Origin of the sequence: Stenotrophomonas sp. STK16_22, assembly GCF_051984505.1 — a bacterium.
Classification (GTDB): Bacteria; Pseudomonadota; Gammaproteobacteria; order Xanthomonadales; family Xanthomonadaceae; genus Stenotrophomonas; species Stenotrophomonas maltophilia_A.
Map to the genome: position 1 here is coordinate 1519297 of NZ_CP196972.1, position 23763 is coordinate 1543059.

At 67.2% G+C, this 23763-nt stretch carries 22 protein-coding genes; 11 read left to right on the top strand and 11 right to left on the bottom strand.

Translation table 11 applies throughout. From position 1 onward, the window contains the following. Positions 1–10: 10 nt before the first annotated feature. Positions 11–1249 (bottom strand): NAD(P)/FAD-dependent oxidoreductase, encoded by a 1239-nt coding sequence (locus ACSYAO_RS06910; RefSeq protein ID WP_262220678.1) that lies wholly within the window; start codon positions 1247–1249, stop codon positions 11–13. A gap of 200 nt (positions 1250–1449) precedes the next feature. On the opposite strand from ACSYAO_RS06910, the gene ACSYAO_RS06915 reads away from it, so the two are divergent. The 3 genes from ACSYAO_RS06915 to ACSYAO_RS06925 all read left to right on the top strand — a co-directional run bounded on the left by ACSYAO_RS06915 (position 1450) and on the right by ACSYAO_RS06925 (position 4806). Continuing rightward, on the top strand, positions 1450–2211 hold the full coding sequence (locus ACSYAO_RS06915; protein ID WP_121503810.1) for a gamma-glutamyl-gamma-aminobutyrate hydrolase family protein: 762 nt from the start codon (positions 1450–1452) through the stop codon (positions 2209–2211). After that, entirely contained in the window at positions 2208–3605 is a 1398-nt protein-coding gene (locus tag ACSYAO_RS06920; RefSeq protein ID WP_049423285.1) for a glutamine synthetase family protein, read from the top strand. Before ACSYAO_RS06915 ends, ACSYAO_RS06920 begins: the two co-directional genes overlap by 4 nt. 91 nt (positions 3606–3696) lie before the next feature. Beyond that, positions 3697–4806, top strand: a complete 1110-nt coding sequence (locus ACSYAO_RS06925) for a polyamine ABC transporter substrate-binding protein (RefSeq protein WP_134951116.1) — start codon at positions 3697–3699, stop codon at positions 4804–4806. A 39-nt stretch (positions 4807–4845) separates the two neighbouring features. Here the strand turns inward: ACSYAO_RS06925 and ACSYAO_RS06930 are convergent, their stop codons facing one another. Continuing rightward, positions 4846–6246 (bottom strand): flavin-containing monooxygenase, encoded by a 1401-nt coding sequence (locus ACSYAO_RS06930; protein ID WP_197655847.1) that lies wholly within the window; start codon positions 6244–6246, stop codon positions 4846–4848. A gap of 272 nt (positions 6247–6518) precedes the next feature. Here ACSYAO_RS06930 and ACSYAO_RS06935 point away from each other — a divergent pair, with 272 nt between their 5' ends. The 4 genes from ACSYAO_RS06935 (at position 6519) to ACSYAO_RS06950 (ending at position 10871) form a co-directional block, all read left to right on the top strand. Further along, positions 6519–7655, top strand: coding sequence for an ABC transporter ATP-binding protein (locus ACSYAO_RS06935; RefSeq protein WP_032130239.1), 1137 nt, complete (start codon positions 6519–6521; stop codon positions 7653–7655). Then, positions 7652–8584 carry an ABC transporter permease subunit gene (locus ACSYAO_RS06940; protein WP_049399899.1) on the top strand — a complete coding sequence of 311 codons (933 nt, stop codon included), beginning with the start codon at positions 7652–7654 and terminating at the stop codon, positions 8582–8584. The genes ACSYAO_RS06935 and ACSYAO_RS06940 overlap by 4 nt, the downstream gene beginning before the upstream one ends. Next, positions 8581–9423, top strand: a complete 843-nt coding sequence (locus tag ACSYAO_RS06945; RefSeq protein WP_008267688.1) for an ABC transporter permease subunit — start codon at positions 8581–8583, stop codon at positions 9421–9423. The genes ACSYAO_RS06940 and ACSYAO_RS06945 overlap by 4 nt, the downstream gene beginning before the upstream one ends. A gap of 83 nt (positions 9424–9506) precedes the next feature. Further along, positions 9507–10871, top strand: coding sequence for an NAD-dependent succinate-semialdehyde dehydrogenase (locus tag ACSYAO_RS06950; RefSeq protein WP_197655846.1), 1365 nt, complete (start codon positions 9507–9509; stop codon positions 10869–10871). A gap of 74 nt (positions 10872–10945) precedes the next feature. Here ACSYAO_RS06950 and ACSYAO_RS06955 read toward each other — a convergent pair whose 3' ends face one another. The 7 genes from ACSYAO_RS06955 to ACSYAO_RS06985 all read right to left on the bottom strand — a co-directional run bounded on the left by ACSYAO_RS06955 (position 10946) and on the right by ACSYAO_RS06985 (position 16873). Beyond that, positions 10946–11968: a magnesium and cobalt transport protein CorA gene (locus tag ACSYAO_RS06955; protein WP_012510579.1), complete on the bottom strand. Its 1023-nt coding sequence runs from the start codon at positions 11966–11968 to the stop codon at positions 10946–10948. Positions 11969–11974: 6 nt separating this feature from the next. After that, entirely contained in the window at positions 11975–13225 is a 1251-nt protein-coding gene (locus ACSYAO_RS06960) for a lipoprotein N-acyltransferase Lnb domain-containing protein (protein WP_100434371.1), read from the bottom strand. Beyond that, positions 13222–14103 carry an HlyC/CorC family transporter gene (locus ACSYAO_RS06965; RefSeq protein WP_005408827.1) on the bottom strand — a complete coding sequence of 294 codons (882 nt, stop codon included), beginning with the start codon at positions 14101–14103 and terminating at the stop codon, positions 13222–13224. Before ACSYAO_RS06965 ends, ACSYAO_RS06960 begins: the two co-directional genes overlap by 4 nt. A gap of 64 nt (positions 14104–14167) precedes the next feature. Continuing rightward, positions 14168–14755, bottom strand: a complete 588-nt coding sequence (locus ACSYAO_RS06970) for a hypothetical protein (RefSeq protein ID WP_197655543.1) — start codon at positions 14753–14755, stop codon at positions 14168–14170. Further along, positions 14755–15363, bottom strand: a complete 609-nt coding sequence (locus ACSYAO_RS06975) for a hypothetical protein (RefSeq protein ID WP_197655542.1) — start codon at positions 15361–15363, stop codon at positions 14755–14757. The genes ACSYAO_RS06970 and ACSYAO_RS06975 overlap by 1 nt, the downstream gene beginning before the upstream one ends. 41 nt (positions 15364–15404) lie before the next feature. Then, complete coding sequence (gene ybeY / locus ACSYAO_RS06980) at positions 15405–15890, bottom strand: rRNA maturation RNase YbeY (RefSeq protein ID WP_049399905.1); 486 nt, start codon at positions 15888–15890, stop codon at positions 15405–15407. Continuing rightward, positions 15887–16873 (bottom strand): PhoH family protein, encoded by a 987-nt coding sequence (locus tag ACSYAO_RS06985; RefSeq protein WP_197655541.1) that lies wholly within the window; start codon positions 16871–16873, stop codon positions 15887–15889. Before ACSYAO_RS06985 ends, ybeY begins: the two co-directional genes overlap by 4 nt. Before the next feature lie 483 nt (positions 16874–17356). Between ACSYAO_RS06985 and ACSYAO_RS06990 the strand changes: the two genes are divergently transcribed. From ACSYAO_RS06990 to ACSYAO_RS07000, 3 genes are read left to right on the top strand one after another with little or no spacing between them, the layout of a single operon-like run. Then, positions 17357–18313 (top strand): HlyD family secretion protein, encoded by a 957-nt coding sequence (locus ACSYAO_RS06990; protein WP_197655540.1) that lies wholly within the window; start codon positions 17357–17359, stop codon positions 18311–18313. Positions 18314–18333: 20 nt separating this feature from the next. Next, positions 18334–19257 (top strand): ABC transporter ATP-binding protein, encoded by a 924-nt coding sequence (locus ACSYAO_RS06995; RefSeq protein WP_049399907.1) that lies wholly within the window; start codon positions 18334–18336, stop codon positions 19255–19257. Beyond that, positions 19254–20366 carry an ABC transporter permease gene (locus ACSYAO_RS07000; RefSeq protein WP_049463571.1) on the top strand — a complete coding sequence of 371 codons (1113 nt, stop codon included), beginning with the start codon at positions 19254–19256 and terminating at the stop codon, positions 20364–20366. The genes ACSYAO_RS06995 and ACSYAO_RS07000 overlap by 4 nt, the downstream gene beginning before the upstream one ends. Positions 20367–20445: 79 nt before the next feature. Here the strand turns inward: ACSYAO_RS07000 and miaB are convergent, their stop codons facing one another. Together miaB and ACSYAO_RS07010 are read right to left on the bottom strand one after the other, a co-directional pair. Further along, positions 20446–21864 carry a tRNA (N6-isopentenyl adenosine(37)-C2)-methylthiotransferase MiaB gene (gene miaB, locus ACSYAO_RS07005; RefSeq protein WP_049463570.1) on the bottom strand — a complete coding sequence of 473 codons (1419 nt, stop codon included), beginning with the start codon at positions 21862–21864 and terminating at the stop codon, positions 20446–20448. Between the two features lie 202 nt (positions 21865–22066). Further along, entirely contained in the window at positions 22067–22687 is a 621-nt protein-coding gene (locus tag ACSYAO_RS07010) for a glutathione S-transferase family protein (RefSeq protein ID WP_012510589.1), read from the bottom strand. Between the two features lie 80 nt (positions 22688–22767). On the opposite strand from ACSYAO_RS07010, the gene ACSYAO_RS07015 reads away from it, so the two are divergent. Next, positions 22768–23736, top strand: coding sequence for a helix-turn-helix transcriptional regulator (locus tag ACSYAO_RS07015; RefSeq protein ID WP_197655539.1), 969 nt, complete (start codon positions 22768–22770; stop codon positions 23734–23736). The last annotated feature ends 27 nt before the right edge of the window (positions 23737–23763 follow it).

Sequence of the window (23763 nt, forward strand, 5' to 3'; positions counted from 1 at the left end):
TGCCGGATGTTCACCACAACGCATCCCGCAGCTTGTACCACGACATCGCCGCCACCAGCAGCGGCGTGCGCAGCAGCCGGCCACCGGGGAAGGGCGCATGCCGCAGGCGCTGGAACACGTCCAGGCGCTCGCTCTGGCCGGCAATGGCGGCGGCGATCACCTCGCCGGCCAGCCCGGCGGCGGCCACCCCATGGCCGGAGAACCCCTGCGCGAAGTACAGGTTGCCGTCCAGCCGGCCCCAATGCGGGGCGCGGTTGCGGGTAATGTCCACATAACCACCCCAGACCTGGTCCAGTGCCACGTCGGCCAGCTGTGGGAACACCTGGTGCATGCGCCGCTGCATCACCCCGCGCAGGCCCGGTGGGGGCAGGGCCGAGTAGCTGGCGCGGCCGCCGAACAGCAGGCGGTGGTCGTGGCTGAGGCGGAAGTAGTCCAGAGCCCATGCGGTGTCGGCCACGGCCATGTTGTTGCCGATCAGGGCCCGGGCGCGTTCAGCACCCAGCGGCTGGCTGGCGCCGATATAGGTGCCCACCGGCATGATCCGCCGTTCCAGCTCGGGCAGCAGGCCCTGCAGCCAGGCGTTGCCGGCCACCACCAGATGCGCAGCGCGCACGCTGCCCTGAGCGGTATGCAGGGAAGGCTGTGGTCCCCGCTGCACGCGGGTCACCGCGGAGTTCTCGTGGATCACCACGCCGGCCGCGCGCGCCGCATCGGCCAGGCCGCGTGCATACGCCAGCGGTTGCAGGTGCGCGCTGAGCGGATCGAACATCGCGGCGCGGTAGCGCGGGCTGTCCAGCTGTGCGCGCAGGGCATCACGGTCCCACCATTGCATCGGGTAGTCGTAGTGGCGCTGCAGGTGCTCGCAGTTGGCCAGAAGTTCACGCTCATGCCGTTCGCGGATGGCGACGCTGGCATGGCCTTCCACCCAATGGCAGTCGATGCCGTGGCGATCGATGCGGGTGCGCATCGCCTGCACCGCGTCACGCGACCAGTCGAACAGGTGGCGCGCGTCGTCGTGGCCGAGCTGGCGCTCCAGCTCGTCCACCTCGCAGCCATAGCCGACCAGCGCCTGGCCACCGTTGCGGCCGGACGCGCCCCAACCGATCCGCTGGGCTTCCAGCACCACTACGCGCTGTCCACGCGCGGCCAGCTCCAGCGCGGCGGTCAGGCCGGTGTAGCCGGCGCCAAGTACCGCGACATCGGCCTGCACATCGCCCTGCAGTGGGGGCAGTGCGGGTGGTTCGGGCAGGCTGGCGGCATACCAGCTGGGCGGGAAGGCGGCGCTCACCGCCGGCCTCGCAGGCGCAGTACGGAAGGACGGAGCGGGGGAGGACGATCAGTGTTCACGCGACTAGTTTCGCCGATGCGTGACGGCCATGGTGTGACGGCGACGACTTGCCGCATTCGCGGGCCGACGGGTAACGTGTCGGCACGCCAAGGAGTTTTCCCATGCGCCGCCTGCCCTGGGTGGGCCTGCCCACCGACAGCACCGTGCTCGGCCATCACCGCTTTGCGGTGGCCGGCGAGAAGTACGTGCGCGCGCTGGCCGAGGCTGCCGAAGTGACCCCGGTTGTATTGCCGAGCCTGCAGCCTCCTTTGCCGGCTGGCGACTGGCTGCAGGGGCTCGATGGCCTGCTGTTGACCGGCGCGGTCAGCAACATCGAACCGCAGCACTACGAGGGCGGCCGCAGCTGGCCAGGCAATCCGCACGACCCGGCCCGCGATGCCAATGCCTTCGGGCTGCTGCGCGAAGCGCTGGCGTTGGACCTGCCGGTGCTGGCGATCTGCCGCGGCTTCCAGGAATTGAACGTCGCGCTGGGTGGCAGCCTGCATCCGCAGGTGCATGCGGTGCCTGGCCTGGCCGACCACCGCGAAGACCCGCAGGCGCCGGTGGAGGTGCAGTACGGGCCGGCCCACGCGGTCACCCTGGCCGCTGATGGCTGGTTGGCGCGGTGGAGCGGCAGTGACCGGACGCAGGTCAATTCGGTACACGGGCAGGGTATCGCCCGCCTGGCGCAGGGGCTGCAGGTCGAAGCCGTGGCCGATGATGGCCTGGTCGAGGCGGCACGCAGCCTGCACCATGATTTCGTGCTCGGCGTACAGTGGCACCCGGAGTGGCGTGTCATGGATTCGCCGTTCTATCACGCTATTTTCCGTGCGTTCGGCCAAGCTTGCCGGCAGCACCAACAGAACCGACTGGATTCCCGATGAGTTCCCGAACGCGCCCGCGCAAGACGGCTACGCCCCCCGCACCGCAGGAAAGCAGTCTGCTGCGTTGGCTGAAGGAGCGGCGCATCACCGAGGTCGAGTGCCTGGTGCCGGACATCACCGGCAACGCGCGCGGCAAGATCATTCCGGCTGACAAGTTCTCGCACGACTACGGCACGCGGCTGCCCGAGGGCATCTTCGCCACCACCGTCACCGGCGAATTCCCTGACGATTACTACGACCTGACCTCGCCGTCGGACTCGGACATGATGCTGCGCCCCGATCCGGACACCGTACGCATGGTGCCGTGGGCGGCCGATGCCACCGCGCAGGTCATCCACGATTGCTACACCAAGAGCGGTGAGCCGCACGAGCTGGCACCGCGCAACGTGCTGCGCCGCGTGCTGGCGGCCTACGCCGAGTTGGGCCTGCGCCCGGTGGTGGCGCCGGAGCTGGAGTTCTTCCTGGTGCAGAAGAACACCGACCCGGACTTCCCGCTGCTGCCACCGGCCGGCCGCTCCGGGCGTCCGGAAACCGCGCGGCAGTCGTACTCGATCGATGCGGTCAACGAATTCGACCCGATCCTCGACCTGATGTACGACTACGCTGATGCGATGAAGCTGGACGTGGACACGCTGATCCACGAATCCGGCGCCGCGCAGCTGGAGGTCAACTTCACCCATGCCGATGCGATGGACCTGGCCGACCAGGTATTCCTGTTCAAGCGCACCATGCGCGAAGCGGCGATGCGCCACGGGGTGTATGCCACGTTCCTGGCCAAGCCGATGGAAAACGAGCCGGGCAGCGCCATGCACATCCACCAGAGCCTGGTGCGGGTGAGCGACGGCAGCAACGTGTTCGCCGGCGAGACCCATGCCGAGGGCGAGTTCAGCCCGGTGTTCGGCCACTACCTGGGCGGCCTGCAGAAATACGTGCCGCAGGCGATGGCCTTCTTTGCGCCGAACGTGAATTCCTATCGCCGGCTGGTGTTCGGCGAGGTCTCGCCGAGCAACGTGCACTGGGGCTATGACAACCGCACCTGCGGGCTGCGCGTACCGCTGGACACGCCGGAGAACATGCGCGTGGAAAGCCGCTTCGCCGGTTCCGATGCCAACCCGTACCTGGCGATGGCGGCGACCCTGGCCTGCGGCCTGCTGGGCATCCGCGAGCGGCTGGCACCGGATGCACCGGTGACCGGCAGTGCCAAGGAACTGGGCTACAACCTGCCGCGCTCGCTGGGCGAAGCACTGGACGGCCTGGAGCAGTGCAGCGAGCTGCAGGCCCTGCTGGGCGAGCGCTTCTGCCGCGCCTACATCTCGGTCAAGCGCAAGGAATACGAGACCTTTTTCCGCGTCATCAGCTCGTGGGAGCGCGAGTTCCTGCTGCTGAACGTCTGAGCACCTGGAATAGAAAAATCCGCCGCCGGGGGGTAGGCTGGCACCCGTCGCCGGCCCCGCCGGCCCCCCTTTCCGCATTCTGGAGCACCCGATGAAGCTGCGTATCCTCACGCTCGGCCTGGCCTCCGCCATGCTTGCCGCCTGCAGCGGTGGCAACGGCGGCGCGCAGGACAGCCAGGTCCTGAACGTCTACAACTACAGCGATTACATCGCCGAGGACACCATCCCGACCTTCGAGAAGGAGAGCGGCATCAAGGTGACCTACGATGTGTTCGACAGCGACGAGATGGTCGAGACCAAGCTGCTGGCTGGCAACAGCGGCTATGACGTGGTAGTGCCGACCCTGAACTTCTTCGGCCGCCAGATCCAGGCCGGCGTGTTCCTGCCGCTGGACAAGAGCAAGATCCCGAACCTGGCCAATCTGGACCCGGCGGTGATGAAGCGCATCGCCACCCAGGATCCGGGCAACCAGTACGGCGTGCCGTACATGATCGGCACTACCGGCATCGGCTACAACGTGGAGATGCTGAAGCAGCGCTTCGACGGCAGCACCGACATCGCCAACAGCTGGGACCTGGTGTTCAAGCCGGAGAACATCAGCAAGATGAAGGACTGCGGCGTGACCATCCTGGACACGCCGGCGGACATGATCCCGATCGCGCTGCATTACCTGGGCCTGGACCCGCACAGCGGCGACCCGGCCGAGCTGCAGAAGGCGGCCGACCTGCTGAAGTCGATCCGCCCGTACGTGCAGAACTTCCACTCCTCGCAGTACGTGGGTTCGCTGGCCAACGGCGGTACCTGCCTGGTAGTCGGCTGGTCGGGTGACATCATCCAGGCCCGCGACCGTGCCGAGGAAGCCAGCAATGGCGTGCACGTGGCCTATTCGATCCCGAAGGAAGGCGCCCCGCAGTGGTTCGATATGCTGGCGATCCCGAAGGATGCCAAGCATCCGGAAGCCGCGTACGCGTTCATCAACTACCTGCTGCAGCCGAAGGTTGCCGCGGCCAACACCAACTTCATCCACTACGCCAACCCGGTGCCGACCGCGACCCCGCTGGTGGATGAGGCGATCCGTACCGACCCGACCATCTACCCGCCGGCCGACGTGGCCGACAAGATGTTCACCTATTCGATCAATACGCCGGAAACCGACAAGCTCTACACCCGGCTGTGGACCGAGGTGAAGACCGGCCGTTAAGCCGGTCTGGCGCCGCCGGGCCATGCCCGGCGGATTGCTTCATCCTTGGCCGGGCGCGGTACCGCCGCCCTGGCCAAGGTGCCGCAGGATCGCCGGCAACAGGTCACGTGCATCGCGACCGCCATTGCACAGGAACGACGAACTCATCCGCTGCAGGTTGTGCATGCCGATGAAGAACAGCCCCGGATGCGGTGAAACGCCGAACTCGCCGAGCGGATAGCCATGTGCGTCCAGCACGCCCTGCACGTCGAGCCAGGGCCATTCGGCGACGAAGCCGGTGGCCAGCACCACCGAGCGGATGCCTGCGGCCTGCAGATCCAGTTCACGCGGGGCGGCGTCCGGCTCCCAGTGCAGATAGACCTCTTCGGGAATGTAGCGGGCATCGTCGGTGCGCGGTTCGGGCCGCGTGGCGTAGTACGCGCTGGCCAGCGAATCGAGATAGGCATATTCGGTCCGTGTCGCCTCGATCGCGGTGCGCAGCTGCGGGCGCACATCGGCGAAGCGGGCGACATTTCCATCGAAGCCCTGCAACCGGCCCAGCAGCCTGATGCCTGCGCGGTGCATCGCCAGCAGGCTGATCGAGCTGCCCAGGCCGGCACGTCCCTTGCCGGAAATCAGCGGGAATTCGGCGGTGCGGGCCTTGCGCAGCGCATCCGGTTCTCCGGCCAGGACGGCGGCCGCTTCACTCACGTGCTGGTGGATGCGCCCGGCCATGTCCCACCAGGTCATCGAGTCCTTGCCGCGCAGCCGGCGAGTATGCGAATGCCGCTGGGCCAGTGACCAGTGCACGCTGCGACCGCTGTCGCGCAGGTCCTGGGCGATCTGCGCGCCGGACTGGCCACCGCCAATGACCAGCACGCCGCCGTCGGGCAGCTGGCGGGGGCTGCGGTAGTCGCCGGAGTGCAGCACCGTCAGACCCGGTGCGGGCGCGAAGGGGACCCGCGGCATCCGCGCGCGGCGGTACTCGCCGGTGGCGACCACAACCGCCCCAGCCCGGATCAATCCGTGGCTGGTTTCGATGGCATAGCCGCCCGATTCGGGCGTGACCCGCTGAACCGCACAACCTTCGCTGATCGGCAACGAACGTTCGTCGGCATAGTCGCGCAGCCGCCGGATCACCTCGGGGGCCCCCATGAAACCTTCCGGGTCGTCGCCCGCATAGGCATGGCCGTGCAGGGCCATCGTCGCGTTGGCGGTGTTGGTCTGGAATGAATCCCAGCGCCGCTGCCAGCTGGCGCCCACGGTTTCGGCCTCCAGCACGCGATGCTCGACGCCGGCTTCCTGCAGGAGCGCGCTGAGGGACAGCCCGGCCTGGCCGGCGCCGATGATGACCAGCGGCAGCGTTGCAGGCAGGGAGCCCGGCAGGCGGGGCGGGAAAGGGGAGGGGCGGTCCGGGGAAGTCACCAGGATGGGTCCATGCAGGGGCTTGATCCGGGCCATTGCGCGGGGAATGCCCCGGGCCTTCAACAGATCCGGTTCTGAAAAACGTTGCAGATCGAGGCGTCGCCTGTGGTGTCTGGCCGGGACGGCGGCATGGACGACCGGGCAGCCGCGGCCTTGGAGCGGACAGGCCACCATGGCGGGGGAAAACCGACACTCCCAGGGCCCCCGGGGCTGGCCAGCGGCCGCTTCCGCCTGCCGCCGTCATATCCCCTGGGCCCCCCGGCCGTTAGAATGGCGGCCGCTGTCCACCGCCCGCTCCCGGAGCCCCCATGCCCGTTGAAGCCCAGCCGGTAGCCACCGTCGTCGACACGACCGGTGCGCCCGGCTATCTCTCCATTCGTGACCTGCGCAAGGAATTCGACGGTTTCGTCGCCGTTGACGACGTCAATCTGGACGTGCGCAAGGGCGAGATCTTTGCCCTGCTCGGTGGCTCCGGCAGTGGCAAATCGACCCTGCTGCGCTGCCTGGGCGGCTTCGAGACGCCCACCAAGGGCAGCATCACCCTCGATGGTCAGCGCCTGGACGCGCTGCCGCCGTACCAGCGGCCGGTCAACATGATGTTCCAGTCCTATGCCCTGTTCCCGCACATGACGGTCGAGCAGAACATTGCCTTCGGCCTGAAGCAGGATGGCCTGGGTAAGGACGCGATCAGCAAGCGCGTGGGCGAGATGCTGGACCTGGTGCAGATGGGGCACCTGGGCAAGCGCAAGCCGCATCAGCTGTCCGGCGGCCAGCAGCAGCGCGTGGCGCTGGCGCGGTCGCTGGCCAAAGGGCCGAAGCTGCTGTTGCTGGACGAGCCGATGGGCGCGCTGGACAAGAAACTGCGCTCGCAGATGCAGCTGGAACTGGTCAGCATCATTGAATCGTCGGGTGTGACCTGCGTGATGGTCACCCACGACCAGGAAGAAGCGATGACCATGGCCACCCGCATCGCGGTGATGGATGCCGGCTGGATCCAGCAGGTCGGCAAGCCGGACGAGGTCTACGAGCAGCCGGCCAACCGCTTCGTCGCCGAGTTCATCGGTTCGGTCAACCTGTTCGACGGGGTGATCGACGAGGACCTTCCCGAGTACGTGACCGTGCGCTCGCCGCTGTTCCCGGCGCCGATCTACATCGCCCATGGCATCACCGGCTATGAAGGGCAGCCGGTCGCGTTCGCGCTGCGCCCGGAGAAGGTGATGATCGGCAAGGATGAGCCGGAAGGGCACACCAACAAGGCGCAGGGCGTGATCGAGGACATTGCCTACTTCGGCAGCCATTCGGTCTACCACGTGCGCCTGCCCAGCGGTGCCAAGGTACTGGCCAACTTCGCCAACTCGCAGCGCTGGGCCAGTGATGGCCTCACCTGGGGCGACGAGGTGTGGGTGCACTGGCGCGACAACGACGGCGTGGTGCTGACCTCATGAGCGTCGCCGGCCTGAAGCGCTGGCTGCCGGGGCTGCGTGCCACGGTGATCGGCATTCCGTATCTGTGGCTGCTGCTGTTCTTCGCAGTGCCGTTCCTGATCGTGCTGATGATCAGCTTCTCGCTCAGCCGGGTCGGCTCGCCGCCGTACACCTGGCTGCTGCAGTATGCGGACGGCGGCTTCTCGCTGAAGCTGAACCTGGAAAACTACCTGGCGCTGTTCCGCGACTCGATCTATGCGCAGGCGTTCCTGAGCTCGATCAAGATCGCGGCGATCTCTACTTTCCTGACCCTGCTGATCGGCTACCCGATGGCCTATGCCATCGCCCGCCTGTCGCCCGCCGCACGCAACGTGGCAATGATGCTGGTGGTGCTGCCGTCGTGGACCTCGTTCCTGATCCGCGTGTATGCATGGAAGGCGATCCTGGACCGCAACGGCCTGCTCGACCAGTTCCTGCAGTTCACCGGCCTGCAGACGCTGATGACGTCGATGGGCCTGCCGAAACTGCAGCTGATCGACACCCCGACCGCCGCCTATATCGGCATCGTCTACTGCTATCTGCCGTTCATGGTGCTGCCGCTGTACGCCAATCTGGTCAAGCATGACCACCGCCTGCTGGAAGCCGCCTACGACCTTGGTGCCAAGCCGTGGCAGGCGTTCCTGCGCATCACCCTGCCGTTGTCCAAGGCGGGCATCATCGCCGGCTGCATGCTGGTGATGATTCCGGCCATTGGTGAATTCGTGATCCCGGAAATGCTGGGTGGCTCGGAGACGCTGATGGTGGGCCGCCAGCTGTGGAACGAGTTCTTCAACAACCGCAACTGGCCGGGCGCCTCGGCGATGGCGGTGGCGATGATCCTGTTGCTGCTGGTGCCGATCCTGCTGTTCAACCGTTCCCAGCAGCGCCTGCTGGAAGGGAAGCAGGCATGAGCCCGCGTAGCGCAAAGGGCCTCGGGCTGGGCGTGCTGCTGCTCGGCTTCGCCTTCCTGTACCTGCCGATCCTGTTGTTGATGTTCTATTCGTTCAACAGCTCGCGGCTGGCGATGGTCTGGGCCGGGTTCTCCACCCGCGCCTACAGCGACCTGTTCGCCGACCGCGCGCTGATGGATGCGATGTGGACCAGCCTGGTGGTCGCGTTCTGGACCGCCTGTACCGCCACCGTGTTGGGCACGCTGGCGGCAATGGTGATGACGCGCTTCAAGCGCTTCCGTGGCAAGCCGCTGTTCGGCGCGCTGGTGACCGCGCCGCTGGTGATGCCGGATGTGATCCTGGGCTTCTCGCTGATGGCGCTGCTGGCCTCGATGGGCGCGATTCCCGGCTTCCCGGCGCGTGGCCTGACCACCATCTGGATCGCCCACGTCACCTTCACCCTGTGCTTCGTCACCGTGGTGGTGTCCTCGCGGCTGCAGGAAATGGACCTGTCGCTGGAAGAAGCCGCGATGGACCTGGGCGCGAGCCGGCTGACCGTGTTCGGGCGCATCACCCTGCCGATCATCGCGCCGGCGCTGGTGGCCGGTTGGCTGCTGGCGTTCACCCTGTCGCTGGATGACGTGGTGGTGGCCAGCTTCGTCGCCACGCCGGGCTCGACCACGCTGCCGATGAAGGTGTTCGCCTCGGTGCGCATGGGCATCAGCCCGAAGATCAACGCGTTGGCCACCCTGCTGGTGTCGGCGGTGTCGATCGCCGCGGTGATCGGCTGGTACATCAACGCGCGTGCCGAGAAACGGCGCCAGCGCGACCTGCAGCTGGCACGCCAGGACAACGGCTGAGCACACGGTTTGTCGACAGCGTCGGCAACACCCGGCTCACGGCCGGCGGCGCACAATGGGGGTCTTCCAGATGGAGATCCCCCATGACCGTCGAGATTGTCGACCCGGCCACCGGCCAGGTGACCTACCGCCATGAACTGATGGGTGCTGCCGACATCGAGCAGCGCCTGCAGGCTGCTGCCGATGCATTCCCCGGTTGGGCCGAGCGCTCGCTGCAGGAGCGGGGGGCGATCCTCAAGCAGATCGCTGGCCAACTGCGTGCGCGCCGCGACGATCTGCAGCAGGCGATGACCCACGAGATGGGCAAGCTCAAGGCAGAGGCGTTGGCCGAGGTCGACAAGTGCGCGGCGGCCTGCGAGTTCTACGCCGACCACGCCGCCGACTATCTCAAGCCGCAGCTGATCGACACCGAAGCCCAGCGCAGCTATGTGCGGTACGAGCCGATCGGCTGCGTGTTCGCGGTGATGCCGTGGAATTTCCCGATCTGGCAGGTGTTCCGTTTCCTCGCCCCGGCGTTCATGGCAGGCAACGTGGCCCTGCTCAAACACGCCAGCAACGTGCCGCAGTGCGCCGACCTGATCCTGGCGGTATGCCGTGACGGTGGCCTGCCTGACGGCGTGTTCGATGTACTGCACATCGACAACGACCAGGCGGCCGAGGTGCTGCGCGACGCACGGGTGAAGGCGGTGACGCTGACCGGCAGCGAGCGGGCAGGGCGCTCGATCGCGTCCAACGCGGGCAGCCAGCTGAAGAAGTCGGTGATGGAGCTGGGTGGCAGCGATGCCTTCGTGGTGCTCGACGATGCCGACCTCGACAAGACCGTGGCGGCGGCGGTGAAGTCGCGCTTCGATAACAGCGGGCAGACCTGCATCGCGGCCAAGCGCTTCATCGTGGTCGAGGCGGTGGCCGATGAGTTCACCCGGCGCTTCGTGGAAGCCGCGGCCGAGCGCCAGTACGGTGATCCGAACGAGCGCGGTACCACGCTGGCGCCGATGGCCCGTGCCGATCTGCGTGACGAACTGCACAAGCAGGTGCAGGCCAGCGTGGCCAAGGGTGCGCGGGTACTGCTGGGTGGTGAGCCGATTGCGGGTACACATGCCGGCTATCCGGCCACCGTGCTCGATCAGGTCGGCCCGGGCATGCCGGCCTACGACGAGGAGCTGTTCGGGCCGGTGGCTGCGGTGATCCGTGTCGCTGACGAGGCCGAGGCACTGCGCGTGGCCAACGACACCCGCTTCGGCCTGGGCGGCAGCGTGTGGACGCGCGATCCGGTGCGCGGCGAACGTTTCGCGCAGCGCATGGAATGCGGTGCCGCGTTCGTCAACGCCATCGTCAAGAGCGACGCGCGGCTTCCGTTCGGCGGCAGCAAACAGTCCGGTTTCGGCCGGGAGCTGGCCGACCACGGCATCCATGAGTTCATGAACATCAAGACCGTCTACGTGGCTTGATGCCGAACGGTAGTGCCGGCCGCTGGCCGGCATTGCCTGGTTGCCGGCCAGCGGCCGGCACTACCCAAAGCGGGCTACAACCACTTCGCGCGCTTGAACAACCGGTACAGCCCCACGCACACACCGCCCACGCCCACGATCATCAGCGGGTACGACCACGGCTCGCTCAGCTCCGGCATGTGGCTGAAGTTCATGCCGTACCAGCTGGTGATCAGCGTCGGCGCCGCCAGCAGCGCGGCCCATGCACCCAGCCGCTTGACCGTCTCGCCCTGCGCCAGCGTCACCAGCGACAGGTTCACGCTCAGCGCGGTGCCGAGCATCTCGCGCAGCGTGTCGATCACATCGCTGATGCGTACCGCGTGGTCGTGGACGTCGCGGATGTACAGCTTCACTTCGTCGGGGATCAGCTCGCCCTGGTAGCGGCGCAGCTGCGCCAGCACATCCTGCAGCGGCGCCACCGCCATCCGCATCTTGTTCAGTTCGCGCTTGAGCTCGTACAGCCGCACCACCGTGCTGCGCTTGTAGGTGTCGGCGAAGATGTCCTTCTCCAGCAGCTCCAGGGTGTCGCGGAAGCGGTGCACGATGGGCAGGTAGTTGTCGACCACGAAGTCGGTCACCGCGTACAGGCAGTACGACGGGCCCATCTTCAGCAGCTGCGGCTCGCGTTCCACCCGCGCACGCACCGGGGCATAGGACAGCGACGCGCCATGGCGTACCGTCACCAGGAAGCGCGGGCCGAGGAAGGCATGGGTTTCGCCGTACTGGATGCGCTCGTCGACCATCTGCGCGGTGGTCACCACCACGAACATCGAATTGCCGTAGGTCTCGACCTTGGGCCGCTGGTGCGCGTTGCGCGCATCCTCGATGGCCAGGTCGTGCAGGCAGAACTCTTCCTGCAGTTTCAACAGCACATCATCATTGGGGTCGTACAGGCCGACCCAGACGAAGCCGTTGCCACTGGCAATGACATCGCTGATGGCGTCCAGGGTGATGTCGTGGCGTTTGCCCTCGTCATCGTAGTGGACGCAGTTGATGACGCAGGCGGGGTTGGCCGAGGCGGGCGCGGCAGCAGAGGCGGGCAATGACATGCCCGCCATCGTGCGTCAGGGCTGTGTTTTGGACAAGTGAGGAGTACGCCCCAGCACCCATGCCAGCGCGACGTGGACGGGCAGCAGCAGCACGATCCACTGCACGTTGTACTGGGCCTGCAGGCTCAGCCAGTGCAGTACCAGCGCGGCCACCGCCTGTACCGCCAGCAGCCACAACACGATCCTGAACATGCGGCCCGGCACGCGACGGCGCAGCAGGGCGATTGCACCCGGCAACAGCAGCACGGCCAGCGGCGAAAGCAACAGCAGGTTGCGATTGGCCCACGCGGCGTAGTGGATGCTGAAGCCCCACAGGAACACCAGCACGCCACCAAACAGGGCGCACAGCAGCCAGAACGGCAGGGCCAGCCCGGCCAGCAGGCGCGGGCGGTTGCGCAGCGCCAGCACGCCGCCGGCCACGATCAGCCCGAGCAGCAGCCATGGCCACCAGCGGCGCGCGAATTCCTTCGGCTCCGCATCGATACGGTGCGGCAGCAGTTCCTGTTCGGACTGCACCAGCGGACGGCCATCGCTGTTGCGTGCCTGGCGCAGCGCATCGGCCAGGCGCATCGGCACGAAGGCTTCCTGCCAGCGCGACAGCGGCTGGTCGGCGAACGGCCCAAGGCCGACATCGAAGCCCAGCCACATCCACGGTGCCGGCGACGCCAGGCGGACCGATTCACTGCGGTAGGTGTTGCCGCGCGAGCGCCCCGACAGCTGCGACTGCAGGCCGCCACCCAATGCCTTGTCCACCGTGTCGCGCACCATCGTGGCGCAGTTGGCGGTGTAGTAATCGTAGTGGTAGCGCGCGTTTTCCGGCTTGGCCCGCTCGGCCAGGTCGGCGGCCAGCGCACGCGCCTGGTCCGGGCGCAGGTCCAGCCACTGCACGCTGGCGCCACGGCCGGTCTCGTCGTAGTAGGACAGGTCCTGCTGCAACGGCAGCGCCACCAGGTAATACATCATGTCGCCGCGTGCGAAGCGGCTGATGAAATCGTCCTCGGACGGATCGAAGTAGCCGAAGTTGTACGAGGTTGCCTCGCCGCTGACCGGATCGACCACGACGATGGCGTCGTGGCCGAAGCGTTCGAAGAACACGGTGCCCGGCTGCATGGTCACCACGCCGATGCGCGGGGCAGGGGCTTCAGCGTTGGTCGCGGGTACGGCAGGTGTGGCTGCCACCGGCTGCGCGAAGGCGGCCAGCGGCAGGGCCATGGCCAGCACGCACAGTGCCAGCCACACCATGAGGATCAGGCCGCGGCGCTTCAAGCGTCGTCCTGCGCGTCCGGCGGCAGCACGGTCACGTGGAAGGCCTGTACCCGACGCGCATCGGCGCGGGCCACGCGGAACATGAAGCGATCCAGCGCCAGCTCGTCACCGACTTCCGGCAGATGGCCCACGGCCTCGGTGACCAGGCCGCCGATGGTGTCGTAGTCCTCGTCGGAGAACGTCGCGCCGAAACGCTCGTTGAAGTCGCCGATCGGGGTCAGCGCGTCGACCACGTACTGGCCGTCGGACTGGATGGCGATCTGCGCCGAGGGATCTTCAGCCTCGTCATGCTCATCGTCGATCTCGCCGACGATCTGTTCCAGCACGTCCTCGATGGTGACCAGGCCGGCGACACCGCCGTACTCGTCCACCACGATGGCCATGTGGTTGCGCGACAGGCGGAATTCCTTCAGCAGCACGTTGAGCTTCTTCGCTTCCGGGATCAGCACCGCCGGGCGCAGCAGCTCGCGCACGTTGGCCGGGCCGTTGTCGGCGACCACGCCGCGCAGCAGGTCCTTTGCCAACAGGATGCCAAGGATGTCGTCCTTGTTCTCGCCGTGCACCGGGAAGCGCGAATGGCCGGATTCGACCACCTGCTTCATCAGTTCCAGGAAGGGCGCTTCAACCGGCAGCGAGACCATCTGCGAGCGCGAAATCATCACATCGCCCACGGTCAGCTCGGCCACCGAAATGGCGCCTTCCATCATCTTCAGGGTATCGGCGGCGATCAGACCCTCTTCCTGCGCGGTGTGCAGGACAGCGACCAGCTCGTCGCGGGTATGGGGTTCGCCGGAGAAGGCGGAGGTCAGGCGTTCAAGCCAGCCGCGCTTCTTTTCACTGTGCTCCGCAGGGGAGCTACTACTGTCGTCTTCTGACATCTCTGGAAAAAAGGCACCCGGCAGGCCGGGCGTTGACCCAAGTCTAGCAGGATGTGACGGCCTGTCAGTGACTGCCGGTGGCCGGGGTTGGGACGGCCGGGGCCGGCTCCTCCTCGGGCAGGTCCAGGCTGTAGGTGCAGCCGGCCAGGGTCTTGCCGGGGTGGGAGGCCACGGTGGAGACGCTGAGGATGATCGACTCGATCTGGGCCTCGCCGGTCTTCGGGTCGGTCACGTCGCGGCTGACCAGCTCGCGGCCGGCCATGAACTTGCCGTCCTGGTCGTAGCCGGTCTCCAATTCCAGCCGTTTGGCCAGCGGGCGTGGGTCGGCCTGGTCGAGCACCGCCATGATGCTGGCGCCGGCCACCGCCACCCGCTCGGTCTGTTGGCCGAAGACGGTGATCGGGCCGGCCAGCCGGAACTCGCTCATGAACTGGTTGCCCTGCGGCAGCGGCTGCAGGCCCTGGGCCACGGCCTTCAGCGGATCGGCCAGCAGCGGCGCCAGCGCGGCCTGCTCGGCCACGCCCTGGCGGCATTCGATCAGGGCCGGCAGGTCCAGGCTGGTGGCGAAGGCGGCGGGAGCGGCGAGGGCACAGAGCAGGGGCAGGCAGCAGCGCAGTGACACGGTCGGTTTCCGCAGGTGAAGGGCCGCCATCATAGCCCCGGCGAGCGCCTGAACAGCCCGGTGAGAAGGCGCAGGAAACCGGTCATCGCCCGCCGCACGACCATCAGTGAGAGGGTCAGCACGACCGCAAGCATGGCGACCTGCATCGATTGCCCCGCGATGCGCGCCACCGCCGGCCACAGGCCCGGGCTGGTCAGCCAGGGCATCAGTTCCGCTGCGGCGGTCCTGGCCACTTTCATGTAGATCACAGCCAGCACGAACAGCACCAGCAGCGAGGTACGGCTGGCGTGGAAGAACGGGAGCGAGTTCACGGGGCGGCCCAGGCGGCGGTGCACGATCATCCGCCACAGGAGCGGAAGGGTCAGTGCACCCACCAGCGTCAGCACCATCGACGTTTCAAGCAGACCGGGGAGATGGGCCGGTTCCAACCGTCCGCTGAGGTGCGGGCCGATCATGCCGATCGCCAGCCCGGCCAGCAGGCACACGGGCGAGAGCAGGGCCAGGCTGCGCAGCAGCCAGTGCCTGCCGCTGGGTTCGCGGGCACTGATGCGGCGCAAGGCATACGCGCCCAGCACCAGCAGCATGGCGAACAAGGTGGCGCCGATCACAAACATCATTGAGCTGTTTCCCGAGGTCATCCTTGTTCCTCTCGTGTTCCTGGCGACGGGCGGTGGCCCGCTCAGCGCTCGCCCGCGTATGGATCGTCGATGCCCAGTTCGGCCAGGATTTCCCGCTCCAGCTGCTCCATCGCCTCGGCTTCCTTGTCGTCCTCGTGGTCCCAGCCGAGCAGGTGCAGCACGCCGTGCACGGTCAGATGCGCGTAATGGGCATTGAGCGCCTTGCTCTGTTCGTCGGCCTCCCGTGCCACGACCGGAGCACAGATCACCAGGTCACCCAGCAGCGGGAATTTGACGCCCTTGGGCAGGCCTTCGGGCACTTCGGCCGGGAAGCTGAGCACGTTGGTGGCGTAGTCCTTGCCGCGGTAATGGCGGTTCAACGACTGTCCTTCCTTGGCATCGACCACGCGGATGGCCAGATCGGCCTCGCGGATGCGGCCCTTCAACGCGGCGGCCACCCACTTGCGGAAGCTCACTGCCGCCGGCAGGCCGGCGCGCGGCAGGGCATAGCTGACGGCGACGTCCAATCGCACGGGACCACGGGTCATGGAGTTGCTCCAGGTTGGATCTGATTCAGGTCGCGGCGGTCGTACGCGCTCACGATGCGCGCGACCAGCGGGTGGCGGACCACGTCACGGGATTCGAAGAAGGTGAAGCTGACGCCCTCGACCTCACGCAGCACGTCGATGGCGTCGCGCAGGCCGGACTTCACGTGCTTGGGCAGGTCGGTCTGGGTCAGGTCACCGGTGACCACCGCAGTGGAGCCGTAGCCCAGGCGGGTCAGGAACATCTTCATCTGCTCGATGGTGGTGTTCTGTGCTTCGTCCAGGATCACGAACGCATCGTTGAGCGTGCGGCCGCGCATGTAGGCCAGCGGCGCGATCTCGATGACGTTCTTCTCCAGCAGCTTGACCACCTTTTCCACGCCCATCATCTCGTACAGGGCGTCGTACAGCGGTCGCAGGTAGGGATCGACCTTCTGGCTCAGGTCGCCGGGCAGGAAGCCCAGCTTCTCGCCGGCCTCCACCGCCGGGCGCACCAGGATCAGGCGCTGCACCCGCGATTCGTTCAGGGCTTCGACCGCGCTGGCTACGGCCAGGAAGGTCTTGCCGGTACCGGCCGGGCCGATGCCGAAGTTGATGTCGTGGGTGGCGATCTGGTGCAAATAGCGGCCCTGGTTGGCGCCGCGGCCGCGCACCGTGCCGCGCTTGACCTTGATCGCAACCTCCTGCGCTTCGTAGGAGCGCTCGGCGATCTGCTCGACATTGGCCTGCGCCAGGCGCAGGTGGATGGCATGGTTGTCGAAGGTCGTTTCGCCGGCTTCGGCGTACAGCGCTTCAACCAGCTTCTGCGCCTCGACGATGGCTTCGTTGGGGCCGCTGATGCGGAACACGAAGCCACGATTTGCGATCTCCACGCCGAGCTTCAGCTCGATCTGGCGCAGGTGCCCGTCGAAGGGGCCGCACAGGTTGGCCAGTCGCTCGTTGTCTTCCGGCGACAGGGTGAAGTCTCGATGATCGATGCTTTTCATTGCTTGGGGTGGGGCGGACGCCTTCCACCGCAGTGTATTCAGGGAGGACAAGGGTAGCGCGCGTGCGGGGCACACGGCCAGCAGACGGTCGATACAGCGTTTTCCACACCCGGTGTGGACGGGGCACGCGGAAACCTGTGGATAGACCTTCGCAATGCTTGTGCCACAAGGCCCATGAGGTCCTGGTGAAAAAAGCGTCATGGTCGCCGGTCGCTACGGCAGCACTGCCACGGGTGGCCTGCGCGGGGGGCATTCATCGTGATGGCAGTGCAGGTTTCGTTGCCCGGCGAGCAACAGCGCGAGGTCGTGCCGGATTTCCACAACGGTTGTGGAATGATGCCGAATCAACCTGTGGATAGGTGGTGCGGAGCCTTGCAGCAAAAGGCTTGCCCACGCGTGGTGAAAAAACCGTCAGGGCTGATTGGAATCATTGAGGGTGCACGGGGCACATGGCACCGTGTCGCCGTCGCAGGAGGGGATGGCATGGGCATCGGCAACGGGATGCGTGGAATCGGACTGGCGGGCATCGGCATGCTGGTGGGGTGTGGGCAGTCAACGCCGACTGCGCTGGGCACGCTGGAGTGGGACCGGATCACGGTGCCGGCACCGGCGGCCGAAGTGATCGCCACGGTGGAGGTGCGCGAGGGCCAGCAGGTCAAGGCCGGGACCGTGCTGATGCAGCTGGACCCGGCGCGGGGAGACGCGCAGTTCGCCGCAGCGCAGGCTGATACGGCGCGTGCGCAGGCGCAGCTGGAAGAACTGCAGATCGGCCCACGCCAGGAGCAGATCGCTCAGGCCCAGGCACAACTGGCCGCGTTGCGCGCACAGGCTGCCGAAGCAAGTGCCTATTACCGACGGGTCCAGCCGTTGGCACAGCAGCGCTTGATTGCCGCCGCTGAACTGGATCGAGCACGCGCCGCCGCCGGCAATGCCGAAGCCAGCGTGCGTGCTGCCGAGCAGGCCTGGCTGGAGCGGGTGCACGGCAGCCGTGTGCAGGATATCGCCCAGGGCCAGGCGGCCGCCGATGCCGCACGGGCACAGCAGGTGGTACAGAGCGTGAACCTGCAGAAGCTGCAGTTGCGTGCACCGCGCGACGGGGTAGTCGATGCATTGCCCTACCGGCAGGGTGACCAGGCACCGATCGGTGCGCCGCTGGCAGTGATGCTGGTCGGCGAGCGCCCCTATGCGCGCGTCTACCTGCCGCAACCGCTGCGTCTGCAGGTCAAGGTCGGGCAGGCCGCGCAGATACAGCTGGAAGGCGGCAACACCGTGCTGAAGGGGCATGTACGTGCGATCCGTAGCGAACCATCGTTCACGCCGTACTACGCACTGACCGGCGATGACGTCGAACGGCTGAGCTATCTGGCCGAGATTGAAGTGGACGGGAACAGCGACATGCAGAAACTGCCAGCGGGTCTTCCGGTACAGGTGCGCTTCTGAACACCGGTGCGGACATCGCGGTGCATGCGCAGGGCCTGACCCGCCGCTTCGGCGAGCTGCTGGCCGTGGACAACGTCGACCTGACCGTACCGCGCGGACAGGTATACGGTTTTCTGGGCCCGAACGGGTCTGGCAAGTCGACCACCATCCGCATGCTGTGCGGCCTGCTGGAACCCAGCGCAGGGCAGATCGAGGTGCTGGGGTTGGCGGTTCCCGAGCAGGCCGAAGCGCTGCGCCGACGCATCGGCTACATGACCCAGCGCTTCTCGTTGTACGAAGATCTGTCGGTGCGCGAGAACCTGGAGTTCCTCGCCGCCATCCAGGACCTGCCGCGCGCACAGGCCCGGCAGCGGGTCGACGAACTGCTGCAGCAATACCGGCTGCAGGACCGCCAGCCACAACTGGCTGGCACGCTCAGTGGTGGCCAGAAGCAGCGCCTGGCCCTGGCCGGTGCCGTGGTGCATTCGCCCGAACTGCTGTTCCTGGACGAGCCGACCAGTGCGGTCGATCCCGAATCGCGCCGCGATTTCTGGGAAGCCCTGTTCGAGCTGGCCGATGCCGGTACGACGGTGCTGGTGTCGACCCACTACATGGACGAGGCCGAGCGTTGCCACCGGCTGGCGATCCTTGATCGAGGCGCGCTGGTCGCCGACGGCACGCCGGCCGAACTGTGTGCACGGCTGGACGGCCGCACGCTGCAGGTCACCTCGACGCAGCCGCGCCAGGCCAGCCGTGCATTGTCTGAGCTGCCCGGCGTGCTGAGCGTGGCGCAGATCGGCACCCAGCTGCGAGTATTGTGCAGCGAGGATGTCGCGGACGCCGCCGCATTGCGGCGCGCGCTGGCCAGCGCCGATCCGCAGGCCCGCATCGAGGCGGTGGCACCGAACCTGGAAGACGTGTTCGTGGCGGCCACCCGCGGCCGTGGCCGGGAGCCGGCGGCATGAACCTGCGCCGCCTGTGGGCGATCATGCTCAAGGAGCTGCGGCAGCTGCGCCGCGACCGCATCACGCTGGCGATGATCGTCGGCATTCCGGTGATGCAGCTGCTGCTGTTCGGCTACGCGATCAATCTCAACCTGCGCCATCTCAACGCCGGTGTCGCCGACCAGGCCAACAGCGCGGCGTCACGCGCGCTGGTGCAGGACATGGTCGCCACCGGCGTGATCACGCCGCGCAGCGAGGCGTACACGCCCGATCAACTGATGCAGGCGCTGCGCCGTGGCGAAATCAGTGTCGGCATCGTGGTGCCGGCCGACTTCGAGCGGCGCCGTTTCGATGGCCGTGAGGCAGTGCAGGTACTCGTCGATGGCAGCGACACCGTTGTACAGAGCGCAGCGATCCAGCTGGCACAGGTGCCGCTGGATACGCGCCCGGCCAGCAACACGCGGCCGCTGCGCGAAGGCAGCATCGCTGGTGGTCCGATCAGCGTGACCAGTTTCTACAACCCGCAGCGGCGTTCGGCGGTGAACATCGTGCCGGGCCTGATCGGGGTGATCCTGACCATGACCCTGGTGATGTTCACGGCCGTAGCGGTGGTGCGCGAACGCGAGCGCGGCAACATGGAACTGCTGATCGCCACACCGGTGTCGCGCAGCGAACTGATGGTCGGCAAGGTGCTGCCCTATGCGGCTATCGGTCTGCTGCAGACCACGCTGGTATTGGTGCTGGGCACCTGGCTGTTCCAGGTGCCGATCCGCGGCAGCCTGCTGGACATCTATCTGGCCGCGGTGCTGCTGGTGCTGGCCAACCTGGCGCTGGGCCTGCTGATCTCCACGCGCGCGCGCTCGCAGTTCCAGGCGATGCAGATGACGCTGTTCCTGTTCCTGCCGTCGATCCTGTTGTCGGGCTTCATGTTCCCGTTCGCCGGTATGCCACGGCCGGTGCAGTGGCTGGCCGAAGTGCTGCCGCTGACCCACTTCCTGCGCCTGGTGCGCGGCATCATGCTGCGCGGCGCCTCGCTGTGGGAGCTGTGGCGCGATGCACTGGCGCTGCTGGCCTTCATCGTGGTGATGATGACGCTGGCGATCCTGCGTTTCCGCAAGCGATTGGATTGAGGCATGCCATCCGGTAGTGCCGGCCGCTGGCCGGCATCAACTCCGGTGGGTGCCGACCGTTGGTCGGCACACCCTAGCCTTATTCCGCCACCACGCGCGCGCGCAGCGAATTGGTCAGCGCTTCGGTGATCACCACGTCCACGAACTGGCCGATCAATCGTGCCGGCGCCGGGAAGTTCACCGAACGCATGTTCTCGGTCTTGCCGGTCAGCTCGTTCGGGTTCTTGCGCGAAGGGCCTTCCACCAGCACGGTCTGCACGGTACCGACCATCTTTTCGGAAATGCCGGCAGCGTGCGCATTGATGCGCTCCTGCAGGCGCGACAGGCGCGCGTGCTTCTCGGCATCGCTGATCGTGTCCTCCAGGTCCGCAGCCGGCGTACCCGGGCGACGCGAATAGATGAAGGAGAAGCTGTGGTCGAAGCCGATGTCCTCGATCAGCTTCATGGTCTTCTCGAAATCGGCATCGGTCTCGCCGGGGAAGCCGACGATGAAGTCCGAGCTGATCGAGATGTCCGGGCGCACCGCGCGCAGCTTGCGGATCTTCGACTTGAATTCCAGTGCGGTGTAGCCGCGCTTCATCGCCGACAGTACGCGGTCGCTGCCGGCCTGCACCGGCAGGTGCAGGAAGTTGGCCAGCTGCGGCACGTCGCGGAACGCATCGATCAGCGAATCGCTGAACTCCAGCGGGTGCGAGGTGGTGAAGCGGATGCGGCCGACGCCGTCGATCTCGGCGATGGTGCGGATCAGCAGGCCGAGGTCGGCAAACTCGCCGTCCCCATAGGGCCCACGGTAGGCGTTGACGTTCTGGCCGAGCAGGTTGATCTCACGCACGCCCTGTGCAGCCAGCTGCGCCACCTCCACCACCACGTCCTCGAACGGGCGGCTGACTTCGGTACCGCGGGTGTAGGGCACCACGCAGAACGAGCAGTACTTGGAACAACCTTCCATGATCGAGACGAAGGCCGAAGCACCTTCGGCGCGTGGCTCGGGCAGGCGGTCGAACTTCTCGATCTCGGGGAAGCTGATGTCCACCTGCGGGCGCTTCTGCTCGCGCCGTGCACGGATCAGTTCCGGCAGGCGGTGCAGGGTCTGCGGGCCGAACACCAGGTCGACGAACGGCGCGCGCTTGATGATTGCCTCGCCTTCCTGCGAAGCGACGCAGCCGCCCACGCCGATGATGACCTCGCGGCCCTTGTTCTTCAGGCCCTTCCATACGCCCAGCTGGCTGAATACCTTCTCCTGCGCTTTCTCGCGGATGGAGCAGGTATTGACCAGGATGACGTCGGCGTCGTCCGGGCTGTCGGTCAGTTCCAGGCCATCGCTGGCGGCAAGCACGTCGGCCATCTTGGCCGAGTCGTACTCGTTCATCTGGCAACCGTGGGTCTTGATGTACAGCTTGCCTTTCACCTGGTCGGGCTTGCGCGGACCGGTGGGCAGGGCAACGAGCGGGGTACCGCCCGGCGTGGCGGGCGGAAAGACGTCTGGCGTCCCGGTCATGGCGCTTAATCCATTCGGGTGGCGGGAAAGCGGGCAATTCTACCCGCATCCCAGCGCGTGCGCCGGCCCAGTAGAGCCAGGCCATGCCTGGCTGCTTTCCGTCCCGCAGGCACGGCGGGCGGGTCATCCACGCATGGCGTGGATCTACTGGAATTCCGGGTCCGCCCCCCCGGTAGCGCCCGGCCGCGCCCGTCGGCATGCCTCAGGCCGCTGCCAGCTCCGCATCGATCTGCCGCGAACGGTCGAAAGCGGTCATCGCACTCATCCGTGCAATGTAATCAGCCGTTGCCGGCGCCGGCTGCACCAGGCCAAAGGCGGTGGTCCAGGCCAGCGCATTGCCCCACAGCACGTCGGCGGCGCTCATCGTCTCGCCGAGCAGGTACGGCCCCTGTGCCAGCTGGGCTTCGATCACCTGCAGCACCGTCTCCGCGTCGTTGTAGGGCGACATCAGGCGCGGCGGCGGCTCGCGGTGCATTGCCTTGTCGATCATCGCCGGCTCGAAACAGGCGCCGTAGAAGGCCATCCAGCGCAGGTAGGGGCCGCGCAGGGCGTCGCCGATCGGCGGGGCCAGCCCGGCTTCCGGGTACAGGTCGGCCAGGTACAGGTAAATCGCCACCTGCTCGGTCACCAGTGCGCCGTTGTGGACGATGGCCGGCACCTTGCCCATCGGGTTGATGGCCAGGTAGGCCGGGGCCAGGTTGGCGCCGGCCTTCAGGTCCAGCACCTGCATGCGGTAGTCGGCACCCAGCGCTTCGAGCAGGGCCACGGCGCCGCTCGAGCGTGAACGGGCGGCGTGGTACAGGGTGATCTGGCGGGATGTCATGGCATTGCTCCTTGCGGTGGGTGGTGAACTGGAGCTCATCCTGGGGCACTATTGCGGACGACTTCTGTCCTCGATCCTTCATGCGCCATACCGCCCATCGACTGTTGCGCCTGATCGCCCTGCTGCAGGCCCGCCGCCAGTGGTCCGGGGCCGAACTGGCCGAGCGCATGGGTGTGGACCGGCGCAGCATCCGCCGTGACATCGAGCGCCTGCGCGAGCTGGGTTACCCGGTACAGGCCTCGGCCGGCGTTGGTGGCGGCTACCAGCTGGGGTCCGGCGCGCCGGTGTTGCCGATGCTGCTGGACGAGGAGGAGGCGACCACCCTGGCCATCGCGCTGCGCGCGGCCTCGGCCACCGTCGCCGGCATTGACGACACCGCGCGTGGCCTGCTGTCCAAGCTCGATCCGCTGGTGCCGACCCGTCGCCGCCAGCCGGCCGGCGAGGTGCATGCAGCGACGGCCACCCTGTCCGATCTTCCGTCCACCGATGCGCGCGTGCTCGGGCGGCTGGCCCAGTACTGCCGGCAGGCGTCACGGCTGGCCTTCGAATACCGCAGCGCACAGGAGGCCGTCACCCAGCGCGAGGTCGAGGCCCAGCACCTGGTCAACTACGGGCGGCGCTGGTACCTGCTGGCCTGGGATCTGGGCCGGCAGGACTGGCGCACCCTGCGCGTGGACCGGATGGGCGCGGTGCGTGAGTGCTCCGAGCCGGGCATGCACCGGCGCACCCCGGCGCCGCCGGATGTGATGGTGCGGCAGGCGGTCAGCCAGGCCCCGTTCGCGCTGCAGGCCATCGTCCGTCTGGCCGGCAGTCGCGCCGAGCTGGAAGGCCGCATTCCGCCCTGGTGCGGGGTGCTGGAGGCGGACGGCGCCGAGCACTGCCTGCTGCGCATGGGTGCTGAGAGCCGGGGCATGATGCTGGCGCAGATCCTGAGCCTGGACCGCGTGCCGGTGGCGCTGTGGACCACGCCGCCAGGCCTGCGCGACGAACTGGCCCAGCGCCTGGCCGGGCTGGGCCAGGTGCTGGCTGTGCCGCCGGTCACAGGCTGAGCCACATCGCTTGGCAAGCCCCGACGA

Coding starts and splice junctions, on each gene's coding strand:
- ACSYAO_RS06935 (WP_032130239.1), top strand. CDS start 6,519: ATGCCCGTTGAAGCCCAGCCGGTAGCCACCGTCGTCGACACGACCGGT.
- ACSYAO_RS07015 (WP_197655539.1), top strand. CDS start 22,768: ATGCGCCATACCGCCCATCGACTGTTGCGCCTGATCGCCCTGCTGCAG.
- ACSYAO_RS06945 (WP_008267688.1), top strand. CDS start 8,581: ATGAGCCCGCGTAGCGCAAAGGGCCTCGGGCTGGGCGTGCTGCTGCTC.
- ACSYAO_RS07000 (WP_049463571.1), top strand. CDS start 19,254: ATGAACCTGCGCCGCCTGTGGGCGATCATGCTCAAGGAGCTGCGGCAG.
- ybeY (WP_049399905.1), bottom strand. CDS start 15,890: ATGACCCGTGGTCCCGTGCGATTGGACGTCGCCGTCAGCTATGCCCTG.
- ACSYAO_RS06915 (WP_121503810.1), top strand. CDS start 1,450: ATGCGCCGCCTGCCCTGGGTGGGCCTGCCCACCGACAGCACCGTGCTC.
- ACSYAO_RS06920 (WP_049423285.1), top strand. CDS start 2,208: ATGAGTTCCCGAACGCGCCCGCGCAAGACGGCTACGCCCCCCGCACCG.
- ACSYAO_RS06975 (WP_197655542.1), bottom strand. CDS start 15,363: ATGACCTCGGGAAACAGCTCAATGATGTTTGTGATCGGCGCCACCTTG.
- ACSYAO_RS06930 (WP_197655847.1), bottom strand. CDS start 6,246: ATGGCCCGGATCAAGCCCCTGCATGGACCCATCCTGGTGACTTCCCCG.
- ACSYAO_RS06965 (WP_005408827.1), bottom strand. CDS start 14,103: ATGTCAGAAGACGACAGTAGTAGCTCCCCTGCGGAGCACAGTGAAAAG.
- ACSYAO_RS06990 (WP_197655540.1), top strand. CDS start 17,357: ATGGGCATCGGCAACGGGATGCGTGGAATCGGACTGGCGGGCATCGGC.
- ACSYAO_RS06950 (WP_197655846.1), top strand. CDS start 9,507: ATGACCGTCGAGATTGTCGACCCGGCCACCGGCCAGGTGACCTACCGC.
- ACSYAO_RS06955 (WP_012510579.1), bottom strand. CDS start 11,968: ATGGCGGGCATGTCATTGCCCGCCTCTGCTGCCGCGCCCGCCTCGGCC.
- ACSYAO_RS07010 (WP_012510589.1), bottom strand. CDS start 22,687: ATGACATCCCGCCAGATCACCCTGTACCACGCCGCCCGTTCACGCTCG.
- ACSYAO_RS06970 (WP_197655543.1), bottom strand. CDS start 14,755: ATGGCGGCCCTTCACCTGCGGAAACCGACCGTGTCACTGCGCTGCTGC.
- miaB (WP_049463570.1), bottom strand. CDS start 21,864: ATGACCGGGACGCCAGACGTCTTTCCGCCCGCCACGCCGGGCGGTACC.
- ACSYAO_RS06940 (WP_049399899.1), top strand. CDS start 7,652: ATGAGCGTCGCCGGCCTGAAGCGCTGGCTGCCGGGGCTGCGTGCCACG.
- ACSYAO_RS06985 (WP_197655541.1), bottom strand. CDS start 16,873: ATGAAAAGCATCGATCATCGAGACTTCACCCTGTCGCCGGAAGACAAC.
- ACSYAO_RS06925 (WP_134951116.1), top strand. CDS start 3,697: ATGAAGCTGCGTATCCTCACGCTCGGCCTGGCCTCCGCCATGCTTGCC.